The 26,182-nt window shown below is 41.7% G+C and carries 27 protein-coding genes and 7 tRNA genes; 20 read left to right on the top strand and 14 right to left on the bottom strand.

The genetic code is table 11. From position 1 onward, the window contains the following. Positions 1-47: 47 nt before the first annotated feature. Entirely contained in the window at positions 48-680 is a 633-nt protein-coding gene (locus tag OFO12_RS06360) for a non-canonical purine NTP pyrophosphatase (protein ID WP_270869883.1), read from the top strand. A 41-nt stretch (positions 681-721) separates the two neighbouring features. Here the strand turns inward: OFO12_RS06360 and OFO12_RS06365 are convergent, their stop codons facing one another. After that, positions 722-1,771: an ankyrin repeat domain-containing protein gene (locus OFO12_RS06365; protein ID WP_270869884.1), complete on the bottom strand. Its 1,050-nt coding sequence runs from the start codon at positions 1,769-1,771 to the stop codon at positions 722-724. A 156-nt stretch (positions 1,772-1,927) separates the two neighbouring features. Between OFO12_RS06365 and OFO12_RS06370 the strand changes: the two genes are divergently transcribed. The 6 genes from OFO12_RS06370 to OFO12_RS06395 all read left to right on the top strand — a co-directional run bounded on the left by OFO12_RS06370 (position 1,928) and on the right by OFO12_RS06395 (position 2,480). Then, positions 1,928-2,004 (top strand) — tRNA-Pro (locus tag OFO12_RS06370). Positions 2,005-2,009: 5 nt separating this feature from the next. Next, positions 2,010-2,086 (top strand) — tRNA-His (locus OFO12_RS06375). A 5-nt stretch (positions 2,087-2,091) separates the two neighbouring features. Then, positions 2,092-2,168 (top strand) — tRNA-Arg (locus OFO12_RS06380). A gap of 16 nt (positions 2,169-2,184) precedes the next feature. Next, a tRNA-Arg gene (locus OFO12_RS06385) sits at positions 2,185-2,261 on the top strand. A gap of 47 nt (positions 2,262-2,308) precedes the next feature. Further along, a tRNA-Leu gene (locus OFO12_RS06390) sits at positions 2,309-2,393 on the top strand. A gap of 12 nt (positions 2,394-2,405) precedes the next feature. After that, positions 2,406-2,480 (top strand) — tRNA-Asn (locus OFO12_RS06395). An 86-nt stretch (positions 2,481-2,566) separates the two neighbouring features. On the opposite strand, the gene OFO12_RS06400 is transcribed toward OFO12_RS06395, so the two are convergent. From OFO12_RS06400 to OFO12_RS06420, 5 genes are all read right to left on the bottom strand, one after another. Next, a complete protein-coding gene (locus OFO12_RS06400) occupies positions 2,567-3,574 on the bottom strand; it encodes a hypothetical protein (protein ID WP_270869885.1) in 1,008 nt (335 codons plus the stop codon). Positions 3,575-3,633: 59 nt separating this feature from the next. Next, positions 3,634-3,709: transfer RNA gene (locus tag OFO12_RS06405), tRNA-Val, on the bottom strand. Positions 3,710-3,830: 121 nt separating this feature from the next. Beyond that, the gene (gene dxr / locus OFO12_RS06410) at positions 3,831-4,916 is read right to left on the bottom strand and encodes a 1-deoxy-D-xylulose-5-phosphate reductoisomerase (protein WP_270869886.1); all 1,086 of its coding nucleotides are present in this window, start codon (positions 4,914-4,916) and stop codon (positions 3,831-3,833) included. Continuing rightward, positions 4,910-5,671: a phosphatidate cytidylyltransferase gene (locus OFO12_RS06415; protein WP_270869887.1), complete on the bottom strand. Its 762-nt coding sequence runs from the start codon at positions 5,669-5,671 to the stop codon at positions 4,910-4,912. The genes dxr and OFO12_RS06415 overlap by 7 nt, the downstream gene beginning before the upstream one ends. 49 nt (positions 5,672-5,720) lie before the next feature. Beyond that, the gene (locus tag OFO12_RS06420) at positions 5,721-7,037 is read right to left on the bottom strand and encodes an NFACT RNA binding domain-containing protein (protein WP_270869888.1); all 1,317 of its coding nucleotides are present in this window, start codon (positions 7,035-7,037) and stop codon (positions 5,721-5,723) included. Between the two features lie 96 nt (positions 7,038-7,133). Between OFO12_RS06420 and OFO12_RS06425 the strand changes: the two genes are divergently transcribed. Continuing rightward, positions 7,134-8,231, top strand: coding sequence for a hypothetical protein (locus OFO12_RS06425; protein ID WP_270869889.1), 1,098 nt, complete (start codon positions 7,134-7,136; stop codon positions 8,229-8,231). Positions 8,232-8,288: 57 nt separating this feature from the next. Here the strand turns inward: OFO12_RS06425 and OFO12_RS06430 are convergent, their stop codons facing one another. Continuing rightward, positions 8,289-8,813 carry a nitroreductase family protein gene (locus OFO12_RS06430; RefSeq protein ID WP_270869890.1) on the bottom strand — a complete coding sequence of 175 codons (525 nt, stop codon included), beginning with the start codon at positions 8,811-8,813 and terminating at the stop codon, positions 8,289-8,291. 95 nt (positions 8,814-8,908) lie between these two features. Between OFO12_RS06430 and OFO12_RS06435 the strand changes: the two genes are divergently transcribed. Both OFO12_RS06435 and OFO12_RS06440 read left to right on the top strand, forming a co-directional pair. Continuing rightward, complete coding sequence (locus tag OFO12_RS06435; RefSeq protein WP_270868606.1) at positions 8,909-10,174, top strand: 3-isopropylmalate dehydratase large subunit; 1,266 nt, start codon at positions 8,909-8,911, stop codon at positions 10,172-10,174. Positions 10,175-10,228: 54 nt separating this feature from the next. Beyond that, positions 10,229-10,642, top strand: a complete 414-nt coding sequence (locus OFO12_RS06440; RefSeq protein WP_270869891.1) for a VanZ family protein — start codon at positions 10,229-10,231, stop codon at positions 10,640-10,642. A 2-nt stretch (positions 10,643-10,644) separates the two neighbouring features. Here the strand turns inward: OFO12_RS06440 and thiD are convergent, their stop codons facing one another. Beyond that, positions 10,645-11,442, bottom strand: a complete 798-nt coding sequence (gene thiD, locus OFO12_RS06445; RefSeq protein WP_270869892.1) for a bifunctional hydroxymethylpyrimidine kinase/phosphomethylpyrimidine kinase — start codon at positions 11,440-11,442, stop codon at positions 10,645-10,647. 298 nt (positions 11,443-11,740) lie between these two features. Between thiD and OFO12_RS06450 the strand changes: the two genes are divergently transcribed. The 6 genes from OFO12_RS06450 (at position 11,741) to OFO12_RS06475 (ending at position 16,521) form a co-directional block, all read left to right on the top strand. Then, a complete protein-coding gene (locus tag OFO12_RS06450) occupies positions 11,741-12,460 on the top strand; it encodes a TerC family protein (protein WP_270868603.1) in 720 nt (239 codons plus the stop codon). Between the two features lie 82 nt (positions 12,461-12,542). After that, positions 12,543-13,085, top strand: a complete 543-nt coding sequence (locus tag OFO12_RS06455; RefSeq protein WP_270869893.1) for a DUF4405 domain-containing protein — start codon at positions 12,543-12,545, stop codon at positions 13,083-13,085. Positions 13,086-13,207: 122 nt separating this feature from the next. Continuing rightward, positions 13,208-14,107 carry an EamA family transporter RarD gene (gene rarD, locus OFO12_RS06460; protein WP_270869894.1) on the top strand — a complete coding sequence of 300 codons (900 nt, stop codon included), beginning with the start codon at positions 13,208-13,210 and terminating at the stop codon, positions 14,105-14,107. A 36-nt stretch (positions 14,108-14,143) separates the two neighbouring features. Further along, positions 14,144-14,974 (top strand): pyridoxamine kinase, encoded by an 831-nt coding sequence (locus OFO12_RS06465; protein WP_270865455.1) that lies wholly within the window; start codon positions 14,144-14,146, stop codon positions 14,972-14,974. 130 nt (positions 14,975-15,104) lie between these two features. Continuing rightward, positions 15,105-15,950 carry a fumarate hydratase gene (locus tag OFO12_RS06470; RefSeq protein WP_270869895.1) on the top strand — a complete coding sequence of 282 codons (846 nt, stop codon included), beginning with the start codon at positions 15,105-15,107 and terminating at the stop codon, positions 15,948-15,950. Positions 15,951-15,960: 10 nt separating this feature from the next. Continuing rightward, positions 15,961-16,521, top strand: coding sequence for a Fe-S-containing hydro-lyase (locus OFO12_RS06475; RefSeq protein ID WP_270858686.1), 561 nt, complete (start codon positions 15,961-15,963; stop codon positions 16,519-16,521). A gap of 42 nt (positions 16,522-16,563) precedes the next feature. Here OFO12_RS06475 and OFO12_RS06480 read toward each other — a convergent pair whose 3' ends face one another. From OFO12_RS06480 to ccoG, 5 genes are all read right to left on the bottom strand, one after another. After that, the gene (locus OFO12_RS06480; protein ID WP_270869896.1) at positions 16,564-17,166 is read right to left on the bottom strand and encodes a DUF4405 domain-containing protein; all 603 of its coding nucleotides are present in this window, start codon (positions 17,164-17,166) and stop codon (positions 16,564-16,566) included. An 8-nt stretch (positions 17,167-17,174) separates the two neighbouring features. Beyond that, positions 17,175-17,786, bottom strand: a complete 612-nt coding sequence (locus tag OFO12_RS06485) for a flavodoxin (RefSeq protein ID WP_270869897.1) — start codon at positions 17,784-17,786, stop codon at positions 17,175-17,177. A 151-nt stretch (positions 17,787-17,937) separates the two neighbouring features. Next, entirely contained in the window at positions 17,938-18,687 is a 750-nt protein-coding gene (locus tag OFO12_RS06490) for a hypothetical protein (protein WP_270869898.1), read from the bottom strand. 4 nt (positions 18,688-18,691) lie between these two features. Next, positions 18,692-19,321, bottom strand: coding sequence for a TetR/AcrR family transcriptional regulator (locus OFO12_RS06495; protein WP_270869899.1), 630 nt, complete (start codon positions 19,319-19,321; stop codon positions 18,692-18,694). Then, positions 19,321-20,682, bottom strand: a complete 1,362-nt coding sequence (gene ccoG, locus OFO12_RS06500) for a cytochrome c oxidase accessory protein CcoG (RefSeq protein WP_270869900.1) — start codon at positions 20,680-20,682, stop codon at positions 19,321-19,323. Before ccoG ends, OFO12_RS06495 begins: the two co-directional genes overlap by 1 nt. Positions 20,683-20,874: 192 nt before the next feature. Here ccoG and OFO12_RS06505 point away from each other — a divergent pair, with 192 nt between their 5' ends. The 4 genes from OFO12_RS06505 to OFO12_RS06520 are packed head-to-tail and all read left to right on the top strand — an operon-like array spanning position 20,875 to position 24,304. Continuing rightward, complete coding sequence (locus OFO12_RS06505) at positions 20,875-21,531, top strand: DNA-binding protein (RefSeq protein WP_270869901.1); 657 nt, start codon at positions 20,875-20,877, stop codon at positions 21,529-21,531. Next, on the top strand, positions 21,528-22,133 hold the full coding sequence (locus OFO12_RS06510; protein WP_270869902.1) for a UPF0323 family lipoprotein: 606 nt from the start codon (positions 21,528-21,530) through the stop codon (positions 22,131-22,133). The genes OFO12_RS06505 and OFO12_RS06510 overlap by 4 nt, the downstream gene beginning before the upstream one ends. Before the next feature lie 54 nt (positions 22,134-22,187). Further along, positions 22,188-23,372 carry a glutathionylspermidine synthase family protein gene (locus OFO12_RS06515; RefSeq protein WP_270869903.1) on the top strand — a complete coding sequence of 395 codons (1,185 nt, stop codon included), beginning with the start codon at positions 22,188-22,190 and terminating at the stop codon, positions 23,370-23,372. Continuing rightward, positions 23,372-24,304, top strand: a complete 933-nt coding sequence (locus tag OFO12_RS06520) for a D-2-hydroxyacid dehydrogenase (protein WP_270869904.1) — start codon at positions 23,372-23,374, stop codon at positions 24,302-24,304. Before OFO12_RS06515 ends, OFO12_RS06520 begins: the two co-directional genes overlap by 1 nt. A 113-nt stretch (positions 24,305-24,417) precedes the next feature. On the opposite strand, the gene ilvD is transcribed toward OFO12_RS06520, so the two are convergent. After that, entirely contained in the window at positions 24,418-26,091 is a 1,674-nt protein-coding gene (ilvD, locus tag OFO12_RS06525; protein WP_270869905.1) for a dihydroxy-acid dehydratase, read from the bottom strand. Positions 26,092-26,182: the final 91 nt, after the last annotated feature.

Consider the following 26,182-nt stretch of genomic DNA (forward strand, 5'->3'; position numbering starts at 1 on the left):
TTTTGTCAAATTTGGATAAAATAAGCGTTTTTACGCAAGGATTTGATATGAAAATTTTAGTAGCCACTGGCAATAAAGATAAGCTTAACGAGATTAGAGAATTTTTCAAAAATGACGAAATTTACGGGCTTGGCGAGGTTTTGGAGCCTTTTGAAATCATCGAAGACGGCAAGAGTTTCAAAGAAAATGCGCTGATAAAGGTGCGCGCGGTCTATGAGAGGCTACTAGCGCGAAATCTGCACCGCGAATATCTCGTGATGAGCGATGATAGCGGGATTTGCGTGGATATTTTAGGTGGCGCGCCTGGGATTTATTCGGCCAGATTTAGTGGCGAGGGCGCGACGGACGCTAGCAACCGCGCGAAACTAGCCAGCGAGCTAATCGCGCGTGGCGTGCGTAGCTCAGGGGCGCACTATGTGGCTGCAATCGCGCTGAAATCGCACTTTGGCGAATACTGCACGCACGGATTTATGCACGGCGAAGTGATTTGCGAAGAGCGCGGGGAAAATGGGTTTGGGTATGATTTTATGTTTATTCCGCGTCGCTACGAAGAGCTTGGAGAGGGCGATTTGGGCAAAACCATAGGCGAACTTCCAGCACGGATTAAGGGCGAAATTTCGCACCGCTCACGAGGTTTGGGACTGATGAAAATTTTGATAAATTCTTTTAAAATTATATAAGAATTTGTAAAATGTATCCGAATGTCTTAAAGAATTTGAATTTACTTTTTCAATAAATCTAAAATTTCTTTTCTATCAAAGAATTTAGCATACTCTGATACAAAAAATTTTACCTGTTCGTGTTGCGGTGTATCAAAATCTAAAAGCATTTTTACAGCTTCAATATTATTTGCAAAAACCAAATCTCTGACAAAATATGTCAAAGTATCTTTTTGGTCGCTTAAATCAGTATATCGTAAGAAAATTTCTAAAAATTCAACCATTTTTTTATTTTGTGTTTCATAGTAAGGCAAATTTATAATTTTATTTGAAAATTCATCTTGCGTTTTTTGCATAGTAATATACTCAGTTAAATCATCTCCGTTCTTATGAGCTACCATATTCGGACTTAAAAGGCTTAATCCGCGCCATAATTTATTTGTCGTGTCAATCTTGTGTTTTAATAAATACTCAAAAATTTCTATATTTTCATCAAATATTGCATCTTGTAGTGGATTAGCAGTTTTATCAGTTTGCAAATTTACATCTGCACCGTGTTTTACAAATAAATCTACAAGTTTAAATTTATACTCGTTTGATATTTTTGGATTTGCTATGGCAAGACCAAGCGGAGTATATTTATCAAATGATTTATCTAAAAAATAATAGTTTAATTCTGCTCCATTTTGAACTAAAATTTCGATAATTTTAAATGTTTTTTCATCTATATTGCCATAAATTAAAATCAAATCCAGCACTTTAAATATAAATTTTTCATTATCTTCATTGCATATAAATACCTGATTTAAAGTTTTTTTATTATTTTGGGCAAATTTATTAAATTTATAAAAATCATTGCTTTGGACCGCTAAACCTATTTCTAAAAAAAGAATTGATCCTTGTTTGTAAGTTTCAAAATCAACATTTTTTAATTTCGCCTCTTCTTTGATTAGTTTATCAAATAGTTTTAAATCTGTATTTTTGTATGCATTTACAATTTTTTTATATTCTTCGTTATATGGTTCTAAAAGGAAGTGAGTTGCAAGATTGGTTTCTGCTATTGCTAAATTTATAGAAATGCAACCGAATATCACCAATAACAGCTTTTTCATTTTTTATCCTTAGTGGTTGAAATTTTTGTAAAAATTTTATTATACATTGAAAAAATAAAATTCTTTCCAAATTTTAAATTTTTAAGCTAAATTTCATTGACAAAATTTTAAAAATTATATATAATCAAGTTTCCTTTTTCAATCCACATCATTTATCGGAGCGTAGCGCAGTCTGGTAGCGCATCTGGTTTGGGACCAGAGGGTCGAAGGTTCGAATCCTTTCGCTCCGACCATTGTGGTGAGTTTAGCTCAGTTGGTTAGAGCATCAGATTGTGGTCCTGAGGGTCGTGGGTTCGATTCCCACAATTCACCCCACTTTCGCGCTCGTAGCTCAATTGGATAGAGCAACAGACTTCGGATCTGTAGGTTGAAGGTTCGACTCCTTTCGGGCGTACCACTGATTTGTTTTTTATGCGCTCATAGCTCAGCTGGATAGAGCAACGGCCTTCTAAGCCGTAGGCCTCAGGTTCGAATCCTGATGGGCGTACCATTTAAGCTAGCATTAAGAGCTTTTGGCTATAATGCGCTTTCTTTTTTGCGGATGTGGTGAAATTGGCAGACACGCCAGACTTAGGATCTGGTGCTTTACGGCGTGAAGGTTCAAGTCCTTTCATCCGCACCATTTAATACTCGTTCCGGATTAGCTCAGCGGTAGAGTAGGCGGCTGTTAACCGCTTGGTCGCTGGTTCGAATCCAGCATCCGGAGCCACTTTATCTTATGAAAATCCTCATTTTATCGTAGTTTGTGAAATTTAAGGAAACTAATCGACCCCTAATTTGACCCTTTTTAAAAATTTATTTCTCGCCAGAGCGCATGATATTCATCAAATTTGTCTTATCTGCTTGATTAAAGCACTCTTCGCTGATTTTGCCGTTTTTGAAGTCGCTGTTTAATTTCGTTCTAAGGCGAGCGAAAATTTCATCTTTTGAGCCGATATTTATGAGATTTTGGACTTGTGCGAAACCTTGCACTATTTCATTGCCTCTGTCTCTGTCGATAGCGATTATATTGATTTTATCTGCGAAACGCTCCGCTATATGCGCTAGCCCAGTGCCCAGATTGCCTTGTATGCTCGACATCACTGCGATACTACCGCCTCTACCGTATGCCTCAAATCGCGCAAAAGTATTTTCTAGCGCGCGTTCTGGGGCGATATGAAGAACGCAGATCGTGACATTTAATCCATTTTGTAAGCATTTTTCGATTTTGGCGATACTTGGGGCTGGGTTTGCTAGCTGTCCTTCGAAAATGAGTTTGATATCTGGGTTAGACATAAAATTTTTTACGCTAGCGCTTTTGCCAGCACCCGGGATTCCAGTGATAAAAACAGCCTCTGTTTTGCTCTCCTCGCGGGATTTTAAAATCTCATCAAACTGCGTCGCGCCCAAAACCGCCGAAGTGTTATGCAAGGCATCATTTACAAGTGCTCTGTCGTTTTTGCGCACCCATGCCACAAACAGCTCCTTAAAGGTGTCCGAGCAAATGTAGCGTCCATGCGCACTATCGGCGAATTTAGTGTAGTTTTCTAAAATGTATGCTGTGAAATTTGAGGCTAAATTTATGGCATCGGTTTGAATTTTTGCCAAAAATTCATTGTGTGAAAAGTCGAGTTTTGTGATTTGGCTTATTAAATTTACGCTGTTTTGGCATGGAATTTGGCTGTAAATTTTATCTATAATCTCTAGCGCAATGCCCTTATACAGGCGTGCTTCGACCTGCGCGCGATATTGCGTATCATCGCTCATTTTGCTTAAATGTTTGCTTACATTTTGCCACATTTTTAGCTGTTTGGCATTTAGCATGGTTTTCCTTTAAATTGCACAGATAAATTTGAAATATTTGAAGTTAAGGCTCGATTAAATGGTGGTCCCGATTGGACTCGAACCAACGACTTCCACCATGTCAAGGTGACACTCTACCAACTGAGTTACGGGGCCAAAAATAAGAGTTTGCATTATAGCAAAAAAAGCTAATATAAAATTTAAAAAATGTAAAATTTAAACAAATTTGCCAAAATTTTTAAATTTTGTGCCAAATTTTGCCCCAAATTTTCCAAATTTAGCGCAAAAGCTCATTTGCATACGCTCGCACGCTTCGGTCGATTTCGATTAGAGCGTGCGTGTCTGGCGTGTTTGGCGAGTGAAATTTCTCCACGGATTTTAGCACTACGCGCGAAATATCACTAAATCTCGCCCGCCCTTCCAAAAACGCATAAACGCCAACTTCGTTTGCCGCATTTATCACTACGCCTAAATTTGGATTATCCAAAAGCGCGTCTTTGAGCCCAAAAATAGGGTATTTTAGCGTGTCGATTGGAGCGAATTTAATCGGTTTTAAATCCAGCAAATTCACAGGTTTGACGATTTGCTCGCTAATCGCGCCCTCTAAAACCGCGTGCGCTATGGCTAGGCGCATGTCAGTCTCGCTAATGTGCGCTGTGGTCGAGCCATCTATGAACTCGACTAGGGCGTGGATTTGCGATGTGCGCTCAATCACGGCGTCGATATTTTTCGTGCCGTATAGCCAAAACGCCTCGATTACCTCGAAAAGTTTGTTTGCCATGCTCGCGCTATCAATTGTGATTTTTGCGCCCATTTGCCAGTTTGGGTGCCTTAGCGCGTCTTTGACACCGACACTTCCAAGCTCGGTTAGTGGTGTATCGTAAAACGCCCCACCGCTGGCTGTTATGATGAGCCTAGAAATAGGGGTTTTTGCGTTTTGGATTAGAAATTTTAGCCCGAAATGCTCGCTGTCAATGGCGTGAATTTTTGAAATTTCAAGGAATTTCCCGCCCACGACTAGGCTTTCTTTATTTGCTAGGCATAGCGTTTTGCCAAGTTCTTGCGTTTTTAGGCTAGGGAGCATGCCAGCAAAGCCCACTAGGGCATTTACGACGGTGCTAGATTTGCACTCTTCGAGCATTGCCAAAATCCCCTCCATACCGACAAAAACCTTGTCGTGTTTGACGGCTGATTTTAGGCTCTCTTCGCCGATAGAGACGAATTTAGGGTGAAATTTAGCAATCTGTTCGTTTAGCAAACTCACATTTTTCCCGCACGCCAAAGCCTCGATTAAAATTCCCTTTTTGTGCGCGATATCTAGGGTGTTTGTGCCAATCGAGCCAGTCGAGCCTAGCACTACCATGAATACACGACCACCATAGCCACTGCGCCAAACATATACCCGTCAATGCGGTCTAGCACGCCGCCGTGTCCCGGGAATAAACTGCCGCTGTCTTTGACGCCTGCGCTTCGTTTGAGATAGCTTTCAAACAGATCGCCAAAAATGCCAAAAATCACGATAACTAGGGTCTTGCATAAAATTTCAAGTGGCGGCAGGTTTGTGAAAATACGCGCGTAAATGAAGCTTGTGATAAATGCAAAAATAATTCCGCCGATAATGCCTTCTATGGTTTTGTTTGGCGAACTAGGGCTAAATGGGTTTTTGCCAAAGCTTTTGCCAGCAAAATACGCACCGCTATCGCAGGCGATTATGGTGATGATGAGCCAGACGAAGTGGAAAATACCCAAATCATCATAAACCGCCCACATTAGGCAAATCGGAGCGAAAGGGTAGATAAAAGGCAGGATAATTTTCGCGTTTTCAAGCTTTTTAAAAGCCACAATCGAAGCAGCCACGACTACCGAGGCGATACATACTTTAACCGCGCTGATAAATGGCTCGTCGTCTTGGGCAAGCGGAATTAGCGCGAAAAATGCGAGCGCAAGGGCTAGCCATTTGAGGCTGACATTTTTTAGCCCATAGAGCTTGTAACTCTCCAAAAGCCCTATGCTAAGCATTATGGCAAATACGAAAAAGTTGATAAATCTGCTATTTATCAGGATTAAAACAGAAAAAACGGCGAGCAAAATTCCGCCAGTTACTAGTCTTTGTTTCATAAAATTTCCTTAGATTTGATTTCGCGAGATTATATAAAATTTCGCCTTATCACGGCTTTAAAACGCCGATAGTTTTATAATCCACATAATGCACAAACGAGCCTTTCACGGGGCTTACATTTAGGCGTTTGGTGTAATCAACGAGGTAGTTTCCAGCCTCTTTGACGCTAAAATTTACGCAAATTTTAGCAGCAAATTTCGCGATTTCTTCGCTTAAATTTTGTTTGTTAGTTTGGACGATTACATGCGCGCTAGCGCGGTCTTTTAAATGGAACCAAAAGTCGTTTTTGGCGCTGTTTTTTAGCAAAAATTCGTTGCCTTTTTCATTTTTGCCCACGCTGATTTTAAACTCGCCGATATAAAAGCTCTGCACAAATTCAGCATTTTTTTCCTTTAAATTTGCGCTAATTCGCTTTTTTGGAAGCAAAATTTCAAGCTCTTCGACGCTTTTTGCGTTCGCGATTAAATTTTTCAAATTTTCGTAAAATTCGATTTTTTCGTTTAAATTTGCGATTTGGATATGCGAATTTGCGGCCTTTTGGCGCAATTTTTTTGCTTCGTTAAAAAATTCGTTCATTGCGATTTTTGGCGGATTTTCTAGGCGAAATTCCACGCTTTCGCCGTTTTCGTCATTTAGGCAAAATTCTCTTTGCCAGTCGCTTAAATTATACAAATTCGCCGATAATACCTGCCCGAGATTCGCCAAATTTTCGGCTTTTGCTAAAAGTTCGCTCTCTTTTTGCACGGCATTTAAATTTGCATGCAAAATTTCGATTTTTTTATCAATCTGGGTTAATTTTGAATTTCGAATTTGGGCTAAATTTGCCAAATTTAGCTTTTCAAACTCGCCCTCGAAAAATTCATCGAAATTTTCTATTTTTTCTACATCTTTTTCTTTGATTTTATATGGCGGAAGTGGCGCTAAAACTCGCCCTACGCGCACGCTTCGCACATCGTTATCTAGGTGCCTGAGCGCTTCGAGTATCACGCCCTTTTCATCAGTGATGATGACATTTGTAAATCGCCCTGTAAATTCAAAGTATAAATTTGTGATAAACGCCTTGTAGCTGGCTTTGAGTTCGGTTTTGATATGCAAAATTCTATTATTTTCCACTACGCAAATTTGCAAAATTTTCGATTTTACAAGCCGTTTAGCCAAAACCCCGTCAAATGGTGCTTTGTAAATTTTATTTTCCACGAAAGAGCCGTTTTTATGGATATTGCACGCGGTTTTATTCATATCAAAAAACAGCTCATAGCTATCAAAGCTAAGCTTAAAAAGATTGTCGCCGACGCGCTTTATGTGGCTTAGAGTTTTGAAATTTTGCAAAAATTCGCAAATTTGGATTAGGTGTTGGTATTTCATAAACGCTATTTTAGCAAAAAATTTAGCAAAAATTTTAAATTCCGTTTTTACTTTAAAAAAATGATATACTTCAAGCTTTATTTTCAAGGAGAGATTATGAAATTTAAGGTTTTGGCGACGCTGTTATTATCGGCATTTATGTTAAGTGGATGTTTGCAAGGGCTAGGACGCGATACTTACATTGTCGTGCCTTCAAACGAAGCCAGTCCGCACTCTATCGATAAAATGCTAAATTTGCCACAAAACATCACATTTGAAAAGCAATCTTACGCGCTAGGACACAAAAGTTCCATGGGCGTCGAGTATTTTTTAGATGGCGAAAGGGGCTTTGGCTGGACGAAGCTGATTACGATTTCGTATGGGCATGGCGTGTATGATATGGAGCGTTTGCTCGGCGCCATGGAACATGAGTTAGAAAAACAAAAAAGCTCTGGCGTAAAAAATGAGTATAAATTCGAAAAATTAAGCGATAAAAAGGCGATTTCTACCGAAATTTTCTACCCTACAAATAATCCAAATTTAAACAAATTTGAAGCAAATTTGAAAATTTATGAAATCAAAGATTGCGGGGCTGTAAATGTGCATTATGCGATGAATTTCGACAAAGATACGCCGATAGATATCGTGCGAAAGCAAATAGAGAGTAAAAAGGCAAATTTTTTGAAAAACTATCCTAAAATCGAGTGCGCGCAGGATCTTAGCATAAAAAGTTCGAAGCTAAATCACCCACAAAGCCTAGAATATATGCAAACAAACTTTGAGAAATTCAAAGAATATCCACGAGTTTATGGCTCGGATACTAGCGCGGTTACTTACTTTTCAGCCCAAAATCCTACATACGGGCAAATCGATGTGCTTTTTAGCGAAGGTTTGAAGAAAAAAGATTTTGATAAATTTTTAAGCGACACCAAAAAAGATATTGCGAAATTCGATAAAAAACACGAAGCAAAAATTGAAAAACTAGCCGAAAATAAGGCTCTTCAAACCATGCTTTGGTATCCAAATCAACGCAGGGGCGAAAAAGATTATGAGATGAATTTTGCTATCATCGAACTAAAATCTTGCGGTATGACTCAAACTATCTATAAACAAAGATTATTAGCTAGCAGCGGCAGCGAAGATGAGGTAAAAAATCTCTTTGGCAAAACCAAAACTTATTTTCTGGCAAATTATCCAAAACTTAGTTGCAAATAAATTCATTGCCGAATTTGGGTAAAATTCGGCAAATTTGGTTGTCTCTGATTTTTACACTTAAAATTTCTCTTTGTGAATTTTGCTAAATTCTAGCTTTTCTAGCTTGTGTGGAGCGGGCGTGGAGATTAGATTTCCAAGTGATAAAATCGCTAAGGCTCTGTAATTCCCTTCAAAACCCAAAATTTCGCGCAGGTATTCCTCGCTACTCGCGCCGTTTTGCGCCTCGCGCAGTCTGCATTGTATCCAGCAGCTCCCCACGCCTAGCGCGCTCGCGCACAGGTGCATATAAGCCATAGCGATAGAGGCGTCCTCGATCCAGACATCTTGCGCGCTCTCATCGGCGATTACGACCACAGCGGCGTTTGCGCCTTTTAGCATATCGGCTGCGCCCGTGCGCGCAAGGCTTAGTTTGGCGAGGTTTGCTTTATCTTTGACTACGATAAACTCCCAAGATTTCCTTGCATGTCCGCTAGGGCTTAGCAAGCCAGCCTTTAAGATTGTGTCTAAAATTTCGTCGCTAATCTCGCTGGGAGCGTATTTTCGCACACTGCGCCTGGCTTTTAAAATCTCTAAAATTTCCATGATTTTTCCTTTCCAAAAGCAAAATTATACCTTTTATTATAAAGTTTTATGGTTAGATTTGATAGAATTTAGCCCAAATTTTTTAAGGACAGGTTATGAAACAGACAATCACAGAAAAAATTTTTAGCGAACATGTGGGCGAAGCAGTCAGTGCAGGGCAAATCGTAGAAAGCAAAATCGATATGGTCATCGGCAACGACATTACTACGCCGATTTCGATAAAGCAGTTTGAGCTAAGCGGCGCAAAGGCTTTGGCTAACCCTGACGGCTTTGCGATCGTAATGGATCACTATATCCCTACAAAGGACATTTTAAGCGCAAACCAAGCCAAAATTTCACGCGAATTTGCCTATAAACACAACCTAAAAAACTATTTTGACGAAAAAGATATGGGCATCGAACACGCCCTAATGCCTGAAAAAGGGCTAGTGGTACCCGGCGATGTCATCATCGGCGCCGACTCGCACACCTGCACGCACGGCGCACTTGGGGCGTTTTCTACCGGCATGGGAAGCACGGATTTAGCCTATGCGATGATAACGGGCAAAAACTGGTTTAAGGTGCCAGAAAGCATTAAAGTGGTTTTCAAGGGCAAGCCGGGCGCGCACATTTACGGCAAGGATTTGATACTTGAAGTAATCCGCCAAATCGGCGTTGATGGCGCACGCTACAAAGCGCTAGAATTTGTTGGTGAGGCGATTGCGCACCTTGATATGGATAGTAGATTTTCGCTTTGTAATATGGCGATTGAGGCTGGCGGAAAGAGCGGAATCGTGGCGTGCGATGAGGTAACAAAAGAATTTTTGGCCGCTAGAACGCTACGAAGTGAGCCGAAATTTCACTACTCAGACGAGGGGGCAAACTACGAGCGCGTCCTAGAAATCGACACTGCGAATTTAGACCCAGTGATAGCATATCCATTTTTGCCAAGTAATGGCAAAAGCGTGAGAGAGGCGGTAAAAGATAGTATCGCTGTCGATCAAGTCTTCATCGGAAGCTGTACAAATGGGCGTTTAAGCGATCTTCGCATAGCAGCGCAGATTTTAAAAGGAAGAAAAGTAGCTCGCAAAACTCGCCTTATCATCACACCAGCTACGCAAAAAATCGCTCTACAAGCGCAAAAAGAGGGCTTGTGGGATATTTTCGTCGAAGCAGGTGCTGTTGTGAGCAATCCGACCTGTGGCGCGTGCCTTGGCGGATATATGGGTATTTTGGGCGATGGCGAGAGATGTGTGAGTACGACAAATCGCAACTTCGTAGGTCGCATGGGCGATCGCACGAGCGAAGTCTATCTAGCAAACTCGGCCGTCGCAGCAGCTAGCGCAATCGCTGGTAAAATCGCAGATCCTAGGGATTTGTAACCTAAAATTTTGCCATTTTTTAATGGCAAAATTTACCCAAATTTTAAATTTCAAATGAAAAAATCCAAAGCTTGTTTTCTTTTTATAATTTATCTTTGTGCGCTCTTTAAAATCACGATTTTTAGGGCGAATTTTAGGCTCGATCAAATCTGGCGTGTCGGCGAATATAATCTCGTGCCATTTAGCGATTACGCAAATACTTTGAAATTTGGCGCGATAAAATTTATCTATCTTTTTGCGGGAAACATAGTCTGGTTTGTGCCGTTTGGGCTCTTTGCGCGATATTTTTTCCCAAATTTTAGCATGCGAAAAATTTTGATTTTTGGCCTTTTGCTCTCGCTAATAATCGAAATTTCACAATTTGTCTTTAAAAGCGGAATTTTCGAGCTTGATGATTTGATTTTAAATGTTTTTGGGGTATTTTTGGGGGTAAAATTTGGCGAAATTTTAAAATTCCGCCAAATTTAGTTTTAAAACATTTCTGGGATTCGAAAATAGTGATTTATCGCGCCGTTTCCGCTCCCGATATGTAAATCCTGCATTAGCGCAGTGCGGACGAATTCTTTCGCGCTACCAACTGCTTCTTTAACGCCAAGCCCCGCTGCTAGGGCGCAAGCGATAGCTGATGAGAGTGTGCAACCTGTGCCGTGGGTGTTTTTGGTGATGATTTTGGGTGCGCTAAACTCGCTAAATTCGCCATTTTCGTAAAGAATATCGCGTGCTTCGCCAGTATTTGCGAGGTCCCCGCCTTTAACCAAAATCGCTCCACCGTAAAATTCGGCGATTTTTAGCGCAGCTGTTTTCATATCGTCGAAATTTTCGATTTTAACGCCACTTAGCGCGCTTGCTTCTTTGATATTTGGCGTGATAATCGCTGAAATGCTAAAAAGGTCGAATTTTAGCGCGTTCATTGCGCTATCTTGCATAAGCACGCCACCGCTTGTAGCGACCATGACAGGGTCTGTGATGACATTTCGCGCGCCAAATTTTTTCAATGCTTTGGCTATGGTTTGCGCAATCTCGGCGGTAGAAATCATGCCGATTTTCACAGCGTCTGGGACGATATCAGAAAATACGCTTTCTAGTTGCGCTTCGATAAATTCAGGCTCGATATTTAGCACGCCTTGCACGCCAAGCGTATTTTGGGCGGTGAGGGCTGTGATGACATTTTCGCCATACATTTTGTGGGCGGTTATGGTCTTGATATCGGCTGAAATACCTGCGCCGCCGCTACTATCGACACCCGCGATTGTAAGAACCTTTTTCATAAATTTTCCTTGTAAAAAAATCGTGTTTTATAAAAGTATGCGCATACTTTTATAAAACACCACCGCTAGCGTCGCCCAGGTGGGGGTGCGGGGGCGGGCGGGCCTCGCAACTCTGAGCGCCGCCCCCGCAAAAAAAGATTAGACTTCAAAATTCCTAGCGGTGGGCAATTAAAAAATTTAACAATAAATTTTATACTCAGCATTCCCAAAAATTCCAAAATTTTATACAATTTCACCTTGCTAAAAATTAAATTTTCATCGCTATAATAGCGAGTTTATTTTAAATTTAAGGATTAAAATGTTTGATTGGATCAGCTCGCCTGAGGCGTGGATAAGCCTAGCCACGCTAACTGGGCTAGAAATCGTTCTTGGCATAGACAATATAATTTTCATAGCGATTTTGTGTTCGCGCCTGCCTCAGGAAAACCGCGACAAAGCTCGCATTATGGGGCTAGCTCTTGCGATGATTACGCGAATTTTGCTTCTACTTAGCCTTAGCTGGGTAATGGGGCTGACAAAAGAGCTGTTTAGCGTGTTTGGACATGGTTTTAGTGGGCGAGATTTGGTGCTAATTGGCGGTGGTTTGTTTTTGCTGGTAAAATCCACGCTCGAAATCCACTCTTCTGCTGTGGGCGAGAGCCACGAAGAGCGGATAGATGAGAAAAAGGCTAGCTTTGGCGGCACGCTAATTCAAATCGCTTTGCTTGATATAATTTTCTCGCTTGATAGCGTGATTACGGCTGTGGGTATGGCACAGCACCTGCCTGTAATGATACTAGCTGTCATCATCGCCGTGGCTGTGATGATGTTTGCTAGTGGGGCGATTGCGAAATTTGTCGATGATAATCCTACGATAAAAATTCTTGCGCTTTCGTTTTTGATTTTGGTGGGTGTTTCGCTCATCGCAGACGGACTTGGGTTTCATATCCCAAAGGGCTATATTTATTTTTCTATGTTTTTCTCGCTCGTGGTCGAGCTCATCAATATCCAAGTGCGCAAAAAATCTGAAAAAAACTAGGTTAGCTTCGGTTAGATTCGGGCGATTTTGGGGTTAAAATTTTAGCCTAAAATCGCCTTTAAATTTTATAAAAGGAGCTATTTTGAAACCGCTTAGATTTGTAGGAACCGGGCTTTTAATCGCTGTTTTTGGCTTCGTCGCATTTAGTGGGGCCGGTATGTTTTTTGGGCTAAAAAGTGGGGTTATGAAAAATTTCCACGAATACTTTGGCATGGCTATGCTAGCCCTTGCGCTGGTGCATATTTTCATAAATTTCAAACCTTTTAAACTCTATTTTAAAGGCTGGCAGGGGCTTGTAATCTGCGCTATTATCGTGCTTAGCTGCGGATACGCTGGATACAGCCTCAAAGGCGCTAGCGGGGCTGGAAATCCAGCTAGGGCTGTGTATATGCAGGCTCTAAATTTGGAAATTAGCAAATTTAAAGGCGCATTTGGCACGGATAATGCGAAATTTAGCGCATTTTTAGAGGGTAAGGGTATAGCGAATTTCGACGAAAGTCTAAATTTACGCGAAGCGTGTGCTAAATATAATCTCAAAGAGGGCGAAATCCTAAACGCACTTTTGCCAGCTCGTGCGCCAAAAGGCGAGGCGGGCGGCGCGCAAAAAGGCAAAAATTCTCACTAATAAATTTTGGCAAATTTCAAATTTGCCAAAATTCAGCCATTATTTTTTAAGTCAAATTTTAATAAAATCCAAAATTTAAATTTCAAAAAAGGATTAAATTTAGCCTTGCTAAATTTCAAAAAATGTTAAAAGGTATCGCTTTATCGCTGTTTTCTTCTATCGGGTTTGCGAGCATTTATTATATGTCGGTTTTCATGCAGCCTCTTGGCGGGCAGGAGTTACTGGGGTATCGCATGCTAGTGACATTTCCGATAGTAGCGTTGTTTTTGGTGCTAGGCGGCAAAAAAGCAGAGATGAAAAAGCTACTTGTCCGTTTGATAAAAAAGCCGTTTTTGCTCATAATTTTACTCGCGACTTCCGCTACAATGGGAATTCAGATGTGGCTGTATCTGTGGGCGCCAAGTAACGGCTACGCACTGCAAGTCTCGATCGGATATCTCATAATGCCCATTTCCATGGTGATTTTTGGCAATCTTGTTTTTGGCGAAAAAATTTCGCGCCTAAAAGCTCTGTGCGTGGGCTTTGCGGTGATTGGAGTGTTTTCAAAAATCCTAATTGGAGGCGCGCCGTCGTGGCATAGCGCGATTGTTTTTATAGGATTTCCGCTGTATTTTTGCCTAAGGCGGTATTTCAGGCTAGAAGGGGCTAGCAGTTTCGCCCTAGAAATCGCGCTTTTGTTGCCGTTTTGTTTGTGGTTTGTAAGCAATACTGACCTTAGCGCGGTCGCGGTGCAAAATCCAAACATTTACACGCTTTTATCGGTTTTGGCGCTATTGAGTGCGACTGCACTTTTGGCTCAAATTTTATCAAGCGCGCTAATTCCGATAAATTTCTTTGGGCTATTAATCTATGTCGAGCCACTTTTGATGTTGGGCGTTTCTTTGCTTTTGGGCGAAAAAATCGAGCCTGATTCGTATATTTTGATGATTTGCCTATTTATGGCTATTTGCTTTTTGGTGGCTGATACGATTATCTCTATAAAACGCGCAAAAAGGGCTAAATTTTACATTAAGGCAAAATAACTGTAAAATGGCGCAAAAATTTAATCAAGGAAGTAGATGAAAAGAGTTCTTAGTGTTCAAGATATTTCGTGCGTGGGTAAGGTCTCGCTTAGCGCTGCTTTGCCAGTGATTAGCGCAATGGGGCTAAGTGTTAGCGTTTTGCCTACGGCGGTGCTTTCTATGCATACTGGATTTAGCGGTTTTACATTTCGCGATCTCACCAAAGATTTGCGCCCTATAATGTCGCATTGGCACGAGCAGGGGGTGGAATTTGACGGGATTTACACTGGATTTTTGGGCTCGCAAGAACAAATCGCGCTTATTAGCGAACTTTTTATGGAATTTGGCGGAAGTGGAAAGACGATATTAGTCGATCCATGTATGGGCGATAATGGCGAATTTTACCCTGGATTTGATAGCGACTTTGCCCGTATGATGGCGCTTTTGTGCGCTAGTGCAGATGTGATTACGCCAAATATCACGGAAGCTTGCGCAATGGTCGGCGTGAAATACCGAGAAAAGGCCGAGAGGGAATTTATCTTTGATTTGCTCGAAGGACTAAAAGATTTAGGCGCATCAAAGGTGATTTTAAAGGGGATTAATTACATAAGCGAGCAGTGTGGCGTGTTTAGCTACGACGCCAAAGACGGGCGTGTGAGCGAGTATTTCCACGAGCTACTACCTGTGAAATACAACGGCACGGGCGATATTTTTGCCTCGGTTGCATTTGGTGCGCTAATGCGTGGCAAATCCCTCCAAACCGCAATCCGCATAGCCGCTGATTTCGTCGTAAGCGCGATGAAAGAGACTATGAGTGATAGCGAGTGGAGGCGTAGCGACGGAGTGAAATTTGAGCTTGTAATTCCTGAGCTTGTAAGGAAAATTTAAAGGCCAAATTTTAAAATTTCGGCTTTGAAATTTATTTTTAAAAATTAAATGCATAAATTTATACTATTTTAAGTGGTTGCTAAATTTGAAAAAGGTATAATCTTTAATCACTATTTTTTGGGAGAATACAATGAGAACAATCCAAGCAAGTGAAATCTCTAAAACAGTTGCAGAGCTTTGCAAAAAAGCCTGTTATGTAGTAACGCCAGATATGAGAAAAGCGTTTGAAAAAGCAAAAGAGACTGAGGTTTCTTCAATCGGTAAAGAAATCCTTGGCAAATTGCTTCAAAATGCTGATCTTGCAGAAAAAGGCGTAGCTCCAATCTGCCAAGACACAGGTATGACGGTAGTTTTCGTAGAACTTGGTCAAGATGTGCATATCGAGGGCGGATATATCGAGGACGCTATCAACGAGGGCGTTAAAAACGGCTATGTTGATAACTACCTAAGAAAATCAGTTGTAGCTGAGCCGCTTTTTGAGCGCAAAAATACCACAAACAATACCCCAGCTGTTATCAACACTCGTATCGTCCCAGGCGACAAGCTAAAAATCACAGTAGCTCCAAAGGGCTTTGGTAGCGAGAACAAATCAGTTCTTAAAATGCTAGTTCCAGCCGACGGTATCGAGGGTGTTAAAAAAGTATTTTTAGAGACTGTTAAATACGCTGGTCCAAACTCATGCCCTCCAATGGTAATTGGTGTAGGAATCGGCGGAACAATGGATAAAGCAGCGCTTCTTGCAAAACAAGCAGCTGTTCGCTCAGTAGATAGCAGAAACCCAGACGAAAGATACGCAAAACTAGAAGATGAGCTATTAGAGCTTGCTAGACAAACAGGCGTTGGCCCACAAGGTCTAGGCGGTCTAAACACTGCTGTTAAAGTAAATGTAGAGTGGTATCCAACTCACATCGCAGGTCTTCCAGTAGCTATTAATGTCAATTGCCACGCAGCACGCCACGCAAGTGCTGAACTTTAAGGAGATAATTATGTCAGAAGTAAAAAGAATAACAGCTCCATTTGATAAAGATGTAGTAAAAAGCCTAAAAGCTGGTGATAATGTCCTAATCACAGGCACAATCATCGCAGCACGCGACGCTGCTCACAAGGCTTTGACTGAGACTTTGGCTCGTGGCGAGAAACTGCCTGTAAATTTAGCTGGCGAGACTATTTATTATCTTGGCCCAACACCTGCAAAACCAGGTCAAGCAGTAGGCGCAGCAGGCCCAACTACAAGCGGTCGTATGGATAAATACACTCCGACAATGATTAACGAAGTAGGCATTAACGGCATGATTGGTAAGGGTTATAGAAGCGACGCAGTAGTTGAAGCTATGAAAAAATCAGGTTGTGTTTATATGGTAGCTATCGGCGGAGCTGGCGCGCTAATTAGCCAAAGTATCAAAAAATACGAGGTTTTAGCTTACCCTGAGCTTGGCCCAGAGGCTGTGGCAAGACTAACAGTCGAGGATTTCCCAGCGATTGTCGCAATTGATTGCGAGGGAAACAACTTCTACGAAGTCGGTCAAGCACCATACAAAAAAATCTAATCCATCTAGGGCAAATTTGCCCTAGAATTTTAAAATTTAACCCTAAAATTTAAATCTCAAATTTATCGCTCTTACGCCTAGCATAACAGCTGCAAAAATCGCCAAATATTCGGCACTGCTGAATAAAAATGTATTTTTGTTTTCTAATCCAAAACCGGTTTTAAAAAACAGATATTCGTAAAAATGCAGATCCACAAACGAATAAATTCCAAAAGCCAAAAGAGCTAAAAAGAGGCAAAATTGCAAAATTTTACCAAATTTCACGCTAAGCAAATTTGCAAAAATTCTAAAATTTAGCCCCAAATGCGTAGCACTTAGCAAAAATAGCGCGTGCGTGGCAAACATGTGGATATTTTTGGCTGCGTCCGAGCCAAAACCAAAATCAATAAAAGAAAAAATATGCTCGCTAAGAAAAACAGCGCTTGCAAAAGTGGCTAAAAATGAGCCTAAAAGGGCGAAATTTAGGGCGTTTCGCACCCTAAATTTGGCTAAGCTTTTACGACGCGAAAAGGCGTGAAAAAGGGCGAAAAAGATTAAGATTAAGCCCAAAATTTCATGCGCTATCTCGCCAAATTTTTTGTAATTCATACATAAAACTAGGGCGAAAATCGCGCCCCAGTAAAACGATTTTTTATTAAATTTCATTGCAAAATTTATTTTGAAATCTCATCAAACCACGCTTTTAGCTCGGTTTTGGCTTTCTCTCTTTGATTTTGCGCCACGCTTCCATACAGGCTAAAATAGCCCAAAACCTTGGCTTTTGTCGCTTTTTCGACCGAGCTGATTGTCCTATCTAGCCCACTTCCCTCGTGGGTGTTAAAGACGAAAATTGGCAAATCTCCAAAATTTTGCCCCTCTAAAAATGTGAAAACACCCATTGGCAAATCGCCCCACCAAGTAGGAAAGCCCAAAAACACGGCGTCAAAATCGGCTAGATTTTTATCAAATGGCTTGATTTCGGGTCTTGCTTTTTGTTTTTGTTCGCTTTTTGCAAAATCTATCGCGGCTTGATACTCTTTGGCATAGGGCGCGATAGTTTCGATTTTAAAGAGTTCGCCGCCGCTAAACTCAGCCAAATACTCAGCCAAAATTTCAGTGTTTCCCTTCTTTATATAGCCCACCTGATAATTCTCATCTGCGCGCGAAAAATACGCGATTAGCACCTTTTTACCACTCATATTAAATCCTTGTGAAACCTTTGTGTCAGCGGCATTTCCCGCACAGCCAAAGAAAAATAAAAGAAAAAAAAGTAGGATTTTTTTCATACTTGCCCCTTAGTTAAAATTTCAAAGATTATATAAAAAAAGCGAAAATTTCGTTAGAAAAATTATCCAAATTCATTGCCTAATTCTGCAAAATTTGCCAAATTTAAAATTCGGCGCAGTATTACGGGCTTGCGTAAGCAAAATTTAAAATTTATCTATATGTATCGCAGCGTTTTAGCCAGCCGGCCAGCCAGCGCGCTTCATCGCGGTTTGTGGGCGCGTTAGCCACCCTGCGCTCTAAGAGAGATTTCGCGCACCTGCGAAACTCGCTCATTGTCTCTTTTTGCGTGCTCATGCACTCCAAAACCTGCATTAGCCCCCAACCATCGCCTCTGTATCGCTCACTCTCTTTTATGCCTTCGCCTTTGAAATTGACATAATCAATGAGCGCATAAAGCCCATTTGGTGAGCTTGCGACGCGGTAAAACTGCGATTTGATATGCTCTTTTTTGTCGCTTAAATTTTGCATTTTTTCTAGGGAGTTTTGAAGCCTTTCATAGATAAATTCTACCTGCAAATTTTTGGTTTGATACAAAAAATTTTCTAGCTCTATTAAATCCGCGTCGCCTGATTTTTTTAGCGCATCAAGCGCGGTTTTGCTCTGCCAAGGCGCGTGAGAGTGCAGGCGCAGTATTTTGGGCAAGCTTACGCCGCGAATTTTATAAAATTTCACTAAATTTGGAAAGCTCTCTTCGAATTTGTCTTTTTCGTCTTTTTTATACCAGATAAAGTGTCCGATCCCCAAGGACGGGAAATTCTCGCCACTATTCCAGTGGATTAAATTTGACTTTTTCGCCCCTGTTTCGTTGGCGTAAATTTTCTCTGCCACGCTGGATAAATCCGTGCCAAACGCGCCCACGCACAAAAACGCCAAAAGGCTAAATTTCGCTAAATTTCGCATAAATTTATTGCTTTTTCACGCCGTGCAAAAAGATTTTAATGCGGTCTTTTATGAAATTTTCTTTGTTTAAATTTGGCTCTTCGCCGAAAAATATAAGGCGGTTGAAGTGCGGTTCGCGAAGCAAAAAGCAAAAATAGCGCGCCAAATACTCGGGATCTGCGCTATCAAACTCATCAATATGCGCCCTAAAATAATTGCTCAGCCCCGCTGGAAATGCAAGCGTGCTGGTATCTAAGAAGATTTTGGAGACATTTTTTAGCATGGAACCAAAGGTTTTTGAGGTTCCAAGCAGGATATTTTTTAGAAATTTTTGATTTTCGGCACTATAAATAAAGTCGAAATAAATCGGAGCAAATTCGCTCAAATACTCCTGTGGCGCGAGGTTTTCGTCTAAGCTAAGCAGATTATCTAGCTTTTTATCAAGCCTTTGGGTGTGAAATTCGACCACATGCAAAAACAAATTTTCCTTGCTTTCGAAATATTTGTAAATCGAGGCAAGCGAGCCACCGCTGATAGCGACGATATCATTTAGACTGACGCTGTCATATCCTCGCTGTAAAAATAGCTCTGTGGCCACCTCGAAAATCTTTTCTATGCGAATTTGCGATTTATAATACCTTGATTTTTGTGCCATTAATCCTTCCTATCAATAAATTTTTGTTGCGGATAGACAAATACGCTCTCGCGTGTAATGCTGATTTTTTCATCATCAACCGCGTAGGCTTTGATGATTAGCGGTAAAACGACATTATCGTGCTCGTTTTCTAGGCTCAAATTTGCCTTACTTGTAAGCGAGACTATGATTTTTGCCTTTTTGCCAGGACTTACTTTCACAGGCTCGTCTGGGCGAGAAATGCTGATATTTTCGTTATCTACGCTAAAAAAGAAGCTGTGCGGTTCGCTGTGGGTGTTTTCGAATAAAAATGTATAGCTGTTTTTGACGATTTTTTCGCCGTTATCGTCGAAATCTATTTTATAGAGCTGGGTGTTGCGATTGATGTTTAAAAGCATGCTCTCTTTCGTGCCACTCATCACCACTAGCCCGATTAGCGCAGCGGCTAGCACGCCGATATAGCCAATCGTGCGAAATCGCATAAATTTAACCTTGCTTTGCGATTTTTGCGCATTTAGGCTCGTCCAGTTGATAAGTGGAGCTTTGCCAAGCTTACTCATTGTATTTGAGCATGCGTCGGCGCATTCTAGGCAGTTTATGCACTCTAACTGCATGCCTTTGCGGATATCGATATGTGTCGGACAGATCCTCACGCACGCCTGACAGCCGGTGCAATCCCCATTAGCAGGCTTGTTTGAGATTAAATTTTTATGCTCGTCATAAACTGCGCCACCTCTGATATCATCGTAAATCACGCCAAGCGAGTCTTCGTCAAGCATGGTTGATTGAATCCTTGCGTAAGGGCAGATAAAAACGCAGAAATTCTCGCCCAAAAATGTGATATCAAATGTCAAAAACGCCGCAAATCCTAGCACTATACCAAAGAGAAGTTTATGCTCGCCAATCTCTGAAAGATAGGCAAAAAAGCTTTGTGGTGGCACGAAAAACCAGAGCAAATTTGAGGCTGCAATCAGCGCAACAATGGCAAAAAGCGCAACCGCGATAATACCCTTTGCGCCGCCTTTTTCGCCCTTTTGTTTGTTTGTGATAGAGCCACGAATTTTAAGAATTTTAGTGCAGATTAAATCTCTATAAATTACGCGAAAAATCGTTTGCGGACAGGCCCAGCCACACCACACGCGCCCGCCGAGCGTGGTTAGGAAAAATATCGAAATGAAAAAGAATATTATCAAAAACGGCATTAAGAAAAATTCTTGCGTCGAGAAGGTGTTGAAAAAAAGGTGAATTTCTTTTTTTTCAAAACTGATTAAAAACAGGTGTTTGCCACCTATTTGAAGCCACGGCATGATGAAAAGCCACAGCGAAGCGATAGCGTAAAAAAAGTAGCGCTTCTGCCTGAATTTCGAGATTTTACTCTCCATGAAATGTCCTTTTTGTATAAATGCACGATTTTACTCTTAAAAGATTAATTACATATTAAAATTATAGAATTTGGATATTTTTTCACGAAAAAAATCTGAATTTGTCCGTAAAATTTGATATTTAAAGCCCATTTTTAGGCAAATTTCGCCATAATACCCAGTTTTAAAATTTCAACGCGGATAAGGCGAATTATGAGAGAGGTTTCTATAAGCGAAGCGTCCGAAATTTTGGGTGTTTCAAAAGAGGCGATTTACAATAGAATCAGGCGAAATTCTATTCGCACGACAGAGATTAATGGCGTAAAATATGTCGTTTTAGAAGACGAAAATGACGAAATTTCAAATTCTAGCGCGCAAGGAGCTAGCGCAAAGGTGCGCCCCTCAAAACCTGCCTCGCAAAATTCGAACCAAAATTTTATTGATTATTTAATCAAAGAAATCGCCGAGCTAAAAGAACAAATCCAAACCTTACAAAATGATAAAGACAAACTTTACCGCGAAAAAGAGGAAATTTTAATCTCATCAAAAGAAGAAATCAAGCTCATGTATAAAGAGCGAGATGAGAAGCTTGGGTATTTTCTCTCGTTTTTCGAAAAACCGCTAATCGGCGAGAGCGCGCGTGATAAAAAACCATACGATGTCGAGGTAAAAGAGCAAATTTTCGATGAAAACGAGTGGCTAAGCCTAGCGAAATTTATCAAAAGCCTAGATTTAGGGCGCAAAAAACGGATGAAAGCCCAGAGTCTAATCATCGAAAATATCGGCGCAAACGAGCTAATCAGGGTCATTGGCGATGAGCTTTTGGTGCATAAGAGTTTAGATATCAAAAATTTAAAAGGAAAAAAATGAAAATTAGAAAAATTGCAAGTTATGCGATTGTGGGCGGTTTCGGACTGATTTTATCTGGTGCTTTGGCAGGCTGCGAGCGCGAAAATGCAGGCTTGGAGCTTCGTGTCCAAGAGGGCGCGCTAGTTAGAATCGAGGAAGTAGCGCCCGGAAAATATAAAATTTTAGAGGAATTTCCTAGCGAAAAAACGCAAATTATCTTAAAAAGCTTGGACGGAAGCGAGAGAATTTTAAGCGAGGCTGAGACAAATGCACTTTTGGCTGAGGAAAACGCCAAAATCGACGCTGGCACTTCAAATTTAACTAATCAAAACGCCGAAATTTCTAGTGGCGGATACAGCCTTGGCGAGGCGATTTTAGCAAGTGCAGCAGGCGCAATCATCGGCTCATGGATAGGCTCGAAACTCTTTGGCTCACCAGCGTATCAAACGCACAGACAAACAGCCTTTAAAAACCCTAGCGCGTATTCAAGGAGTGTAAATAGTTTCAAAGAGGCTAGGGCGAATAACGCCAAAGCAAAAAGTGGCAAAAGCGGGTTTTTCGGCTCAAAATCAGGCGAGAAAAGCGCGCCCGCAAAAAGTGGCGGTAGTGCATTTGGTGGCTAAATTTGCCCCAAATTTGCCCAAATTTAGGCTAAATTTTAAAATTCAAGGAAATAGATGAAACTCAAAAAACTAACCCCGCTAAGCAATGAATTTTTAGAAAAACTTGGCTTTTCGTGGCACACTGACGCGGATTTATCAGCATACATAGCAGATGAGGTCGTAAGCGTGAGCGCAGAGGAGGCAAACGCCTACTACGAGGCGGCAAACGAGCTGTATGATATGTTTATCGCAGCGGCGCAGTATGTGATAGATAATGACCTTTTTCACGAGCTTGGAATTCCCTTTAATCTAGTAGAAATTATCAAAATGAGCTGGGAAAATGATGTGCATTGGCACCTTTATGGCAGGTTTGATTTCGCTGGTGGATTAGATGGCGAACCGATAAAACTGCTCGAATTCAACGCCGATACGCCAACGGCTGTGTTTGAAACAGCGATTATTCAGTGGGCGCTACTTAAAGAAAACGGACTTGATGAAATGGCGCAGTTTAACGAGCTTTTCGCCGCGATTAGCGATAATTTCAAACGCCTTGTCGTTTTGGGTGGAGAGTTAGAGGAATTTGATAAATTTTACGAGGGGTGGAAAATTTTGTTTAGCTCGGTCGCTGGAAGCGATGAGGACGAAAAAACAATCAGGCTTTTGCAAACAGCTGCCGATGAAGCGGGCTTTAAGACAGCCTTTGCATACGCGCACGAGGTCGAGTTTGACGACGAGAAGGGTGTATTTTTTGGTGGCGAAAACTACGAGTATTGGTGCAAACTAATCCCGTGGGAGGCGATTGCTATCGAGGAGGGCGAGCTAGCCTTGATACTAAAAAACATAATGAAAAACCAAAAAGCAATTATCCTAAATCCCGCATACACGCTACTTTTTCAAAGCAAGGGAATAATGAAAATTTTATGGGATTTATACCCAAATCACCCGCTTTTGCTAGAAAGTGCGTGCGAGCCACTAATCGGCAAAAAAATGGTCAAAAAGCCGTTTTTTGGGCGCGAGGGGGCAAATGTGAGTATTTTTGACGAAGACGGCAAAAAAATCAAAGAAAATGGTGGCGAATACGCAAACCAAAATTTCTTATACCAAGAATTTGCAAATCTAAACACTGATAAAAACGGCGCAAAATACCAAGCTGGGGTCTTTTACGCTTTTGAAGGCTGTGCGCTTGGATTTAGGAAGGGCGCAGATATCATCGACAATTATTCTAAATTTGTCGGTCACTACATCGAAGGGGTGGAGTAATGAAACCAAAAATTGTTTTACTTGACGCTGATACATTAGGAAGCGACGCAAATTTCAGCGAATTTGAGGCCTTGGGCGAGCTTGTAACATATCCGAAAACCAAGCCAGAGCAGACAATCGAGCGTTTAGCGGGCGCTGATATTGTAATCACAAACAAGGTTTTAATCACAAAAGAGGTGCTCGAAAAGACAAATTTAAAGCTAATTTGCGTAAGCGCAACCGGCACGAACAATATCGACTCCGAAGCGGCAGCGGCGCATGGCGTGCCTGTGAAAAATGTCGCTGGGTATTCGACAAAAAGCGTATCGCAACAAGCCTTTGCTACGCTTCTAGCGCTTTTAAACGATGTGAGATACTACGCCGAATACGGCGAGAAAAAATGGTGCGAGAGTGAAATTTTCACACATTTAAACGCGCCAATTGATCAAATTTCTGGCAAGAATTTCGGAATAATCGGCCTTGGCGAAATCGGTCGCGAAGTAGGGCGCATAGCAAAAGCCTTTGGCGCAAATGTCTGCTACTACTCTACAAGCGGGGCGCACGATGACGCTGAGTTTAAAAGGGTGGATTTGGAAACTATGCTTAAAGAGTGCGATATCATCTCGGTTCATGCACCATTAAACGAAAAAACAAAAGGGCTAATCGGCAAAGATGAAATCGCTAAAATGAAAAAAGGCGCTGTGTTTATGAACTTTGGTCGTGGTGGAATCGCTGATGAGAGCGCATTGGCATGGGCTATCGATGAAATGGGACTTCGCGTGGGTCTTGATGTAGTCGAAAAAGAGCCGATTAACGCTGATAATCCGCTTCTTGGCGTGAAAAACAGGGCAAATCTGATCCTTACTCCGCACATTGCGTGGGCGAGCGTGGAAGCGCGCAAACTGTTAATCTCCAAAATCGCAGGAAATATCAAAGAATTTTTAAATGCGTAAATTTAAAGGGCAATTTGCCCTTTAAATTTTAAAATTTTGCAAAATTTATAAAGTCTAAATTTAACTATTTTAAAACCCTTTTTAAAATTTAAAAAAGGGTTTTATATTTAAATCTACGCTTCTAGTATCGCGCCACTGCTGGCGTTGGTTACTAGTTTTTGGTATTGGCGAAGCCATCTGCCCTCGACCTTTTTGCCCTCGTATTTCCACGCGGCACGGCGAGCGGCGATTTCTGTATCGCTTAGGCGGACATTTATGCTGAAATTATCCACATCGATATCGATTATATCGCCGTCTTTGAGTAGCCCTATCATACCGCCCTCGGCTGCTTCTGGGCTTACATGGCCGATACTTAGCCCTCTTGTAGCACCGCTAAAACGCCCGTCTGTGATGAGTGCGACATCAGCACCTAGCCCACGGCCCACGATTAGGCTAGTTGGGCTTAGCATTTCTTGCATACCAGGACCGCCTCTTGGGCCCTCGTAGCGTATGACGACTACATTTCCTTTTTGCACTTTTCCGCCAGAAATCCCCTCGATTGCCTCGTCTTGGCTGTTAAAGCAAATCGCTTTACCGCTAAATTTGCGCTCGCCGATGATTCCAGCGGCTTTTATAACACAGCCTTGCTCGGCCAAGTTTCCAAACAAAATCGCTAGTCCGCCACGCTTAGAATACGCGTTTGCTACGGTGTGGATTATGTTTTCGTCCTTGATATCGTCGTTTTGGATACGCTCGCCTAGGCTTTCGCCACTGATTGTGAGTAAATTTAAATCAAGCAAAGAGCTATCAAATTTGCTTATTTCCTTCATTATAGCACCTAGCCCGCCTGCTTTTTGCACATCTTGCATATGAACTCCTGGTAGGCTTGGGCTGACTTTGGCTATGTGAGGCACACTGCGCGAAATTTCGTTTAATTCCGCGATATCAAGCGGTGCGCCCGCTTCGCGCGAGATTGCGAGCATGTGCAAAATCGTATTTGAGCTACCGCCCATTGCCATATCCATAACCATGGCGTTGCGGATCGATTTTTCGTTGATTAAATTTCGGATTTTAAATCTCTCATCAAGCGCAATTTCGCAAATTCTTCTAGCAGCCGCGCGCAACAGTTCCTCGCGCTCAGGCGTAAGGGCTAGAATCGTTCCGTTGCCTTTAAGTGCGATTCCAAGAGCTTCGCATAGGGTATTCATTGAGTTTGCAGTAAACATACCAGAGCAACTTCCCCCACCAGGACATGCCGCGCACTCGATAGCTTTTAATTGCTCTTCGTTAATCTTGCCGGTCTCATACGCGCCAACAGCCTCAAATGCGGTATTTAAATCGATTTGTTCGCCACCTAGCCCCTTGCCAGCGGCCATTGGACCACCACTAGCAAAAATCGTAGGCACATTTACTCTCAAAGCTCCCATTATCATACCGGGCACGATTTTATCGCAGTTTGGTATGCAAAACAGGGCGTCGAGTTTGTGAGCGTTCATCACGGTTTCTATCGAATTTGCGATGATTTCGCGACTTGGCAGAGAATAAAGCATTCCGCTATGCCCCATTGCGATACCATCATCAACGCCGATTGTATTAAACTCAAACGGCACACAGCCATTTTTACGAATTTCGTCTTTTACGATTTTGGCATATTCATTGAGATAAAAATGCCCCGGAATACACTCGATAAAGCTATTTGCCACGCCGATAAACGGCTTATCAAAATCCTCGTCCTTTAATCCTGTCGCGCGAAAAAGTGAGCGGTGCGGTGTGCGTGTGTAGCCCTTTTTAACGATATCGCTTCTCATAAAAATCCTTTGAAATGAAATTTGGTGATTTTATCAAAATTTTAATAAATTTTAGCAGGTGAAATTTGGCAGAATTTAGTAGTTGCGAGAA

This window comes from Campylobacter sp. JMF_04 NA10, from assembly GCF_027737655.1.
Classification (GTDB): domain Bacteria; phylum Campylobacterota; class Campylobacteria; order Campylobacterales; family Campylobacteraceae; genus Campylobacter_B.

What these genes read in the sequence shown, in the direction of transcription:
- ccoG (WP_270869900.1), bottom strand. Translation starts at nt 20,682, where the DNA reads ATGGAGAGTAAAATCTCGAAATTCAGGCAGAAGCGCTACTTTTTTTAC.
- OFO12_RS06440 (WP_270869891.1), top strand. Translation starts at nt 10,229, where the DNA reads ATGAAAAAATCCAAAGCTTGTTTTCTTTTTATAATTTATCTTTGTGCG.
- OFO12_RS06365 (WP_270869884.1), bottom strand. Translation starts at nt 1,771, where the DNA reads ATGAAAAAGCTGTTATTGGTGATATTCGGTTGCATTTCTATAAATTTA.
- OFO12_RS06520 (WP_270869904.1), top strand. Translation starts at nt 23,372, where the DNA reads ATGAAACCAAAAATTGTTTTACTTGACGCTGATACATTAGGAAGCGAC.
- OFO12_RS06430 (WP_270869890.1), bottom strand. Translation starts at nt 8,813, where the DNA reads ATGGAAATTTTAGAGATTTTAAAAGCCAGGCGCAGTGTGCGAAAATAC.
- thiD (WP_270869892.1), bottom strand. Translation starts at nt 11,442, where the DNA reads ATGAAAAAGGTTCTTACAATCGCGGGTGTCGATAGTAGCGGCGGCGCA.
- OFO12_RS06490 (WP_270869898.1), bottom strand. Translation starts at nt 18,687, where the DNA reads ATGCGAAATTTAGCGAAATTTAGCCTTTTGGCGTTTTTGTGCGTGGGC.
- OFO12_RS06510 (WP_270869902.1), top strand. Translation starts at nt 21,528, where the DNA reads ATGAAAATTAGAAAAATTGCAAGTTATGCGATTGTGGGCGGTTTCGGA.
- OFO12_RS06515 (WP_270869903.1), top strand. Translation starts at nt 22,188, where the DNA reads ATGAAACTCAAAAAACTAACCCCGCTAAGCAATGAATTTTTAGAAAAA.
- OFO12_RS06495 (WP_270869899.1), bottom strand. Translation starts at nt 19,321, where the DNA reads ATGGCACAAAAATCAAGGTATTATAAATCGCAAATTCGCATAGAAAAG.
- OFO12_RS06400 (WP_270869885.1), bottom strand. Translation starts at nt 3,574, where the DNA reads ATGCTAAATGCCAAACAGCTAAAAATGTGGCAAAATGTAAGCAAACAT.
- OFO12_RS06475 (WP_270858686.1), top strand. Translation starts at nt 15,961, where the DNA reads ATGTCAGAAGTAAAAAGAATAACAGCTCCATTTGATAAAGATGTAGTA.
- OFO12_RS06465 (WP_270865455.1), top strand. Translation starts at nt 14,144, where the DNA reads ATGAAAAGAGTTCTTAGTGTTCAAGATATTTCGTGCGTGGGTAAGGTC.
- ilvD (WP_270869905.1), bottom strand. Translation starts at nt 26,091, where the DNA reads ATGAGAAGCGATATCGTTAAAAAGGGCTACACACGCACACCGCACCGC.
- OFO12_RS06450 (WP_270868603.1), top strand. Translation starts at nt 11,741, where the DNA reads ATGTTTGATTGGATCAGCTCGCCTGAGGCGTGGATAAGCCTAGCCACG.
- dxr (WP_270869886.1), bottom strand. Translation starts at nt 4,916, where the DNA reads ATGGTAGTGCTAGGCTCGACTGGCTCGATTGGCACAAACACCCTAGAT.
- OFO12_RS06420 (WP_270869888.1), bottom strand. Translation starts at nt 7,037, where the DNA reads ATGAAATACCAACACCTAATCCAAATTTGCGAATTTTTGCAAAATTTC.
- OFO12_RS06480 (WP_270869896.1), bottom strand. Translation starts at nt 17,166, where the DNA reads ATGAAATTTAATAAAAAATCGTTTTACTGGGGCGCGATTTTCGCCCTA.
- OFO12_RS06470 (WP_270869895.1), top strand. Translation starts at nt 15,105, where the DNA reads ATGAGAACAATCCAAGCAAGTGAAATCTCTAAAACAGTTGCAGAGCTT.
- OFO12_RS06435 (WP_270868606.1), top strand. Translation starts at nt 8,909, where the DNA reads ATGAAACAGACAATCACAGAAAAAATTTTTAGCGAACATGTGGGCGAA.
- OFO12_RS06425 (WP_270869889.1), top strand. Translation starts at nt 7,134, where the DNA reads ATGAAATTTAAGGTTTTGGCGACGCTGTTATTATCGGCATTTATGTTA.
- OFO12_RS06360 (WP_270869883.1), top strand. Translation starts at nt 48, where the DNA reads ATGAAAATTTTAGTAGCCACTGGCAATAAAGATAAGCTTAACGAGATT.
- OFO12_RS06505 (WP_270869901.1), top strand. Translation starts at nt 20,875, where the DNA reads ATGAGAGAGGTTTCTATAAGCGAAGCGTCCGAAATTTTGGGTGTTTCA.
- OFO12_RS06485 (WP_270869897.1), bottom strand. Translation starts at nt 17,786, where the DNA reads ATGAAAAAAATCCTACTTTTTTTTCTTTTATTTTTCTTTGGCTGTGCG.
- OFO12_RS06415 (WP_270869887.1), bottom strand. Translation starts at nt 5,671, where the DNA reads ATGAAACAAAGACTAGTAACTGGCGGAATTTTGCTCGCCGTTTTTTCT.
- rarD (WP_270869894.1), top strand. Translation starts at nt 13,208, where the DNA reads ATGTTAAAAGGTATCGCTTTATCGCTGTTTTCTTCTATCGGGTTTGCG.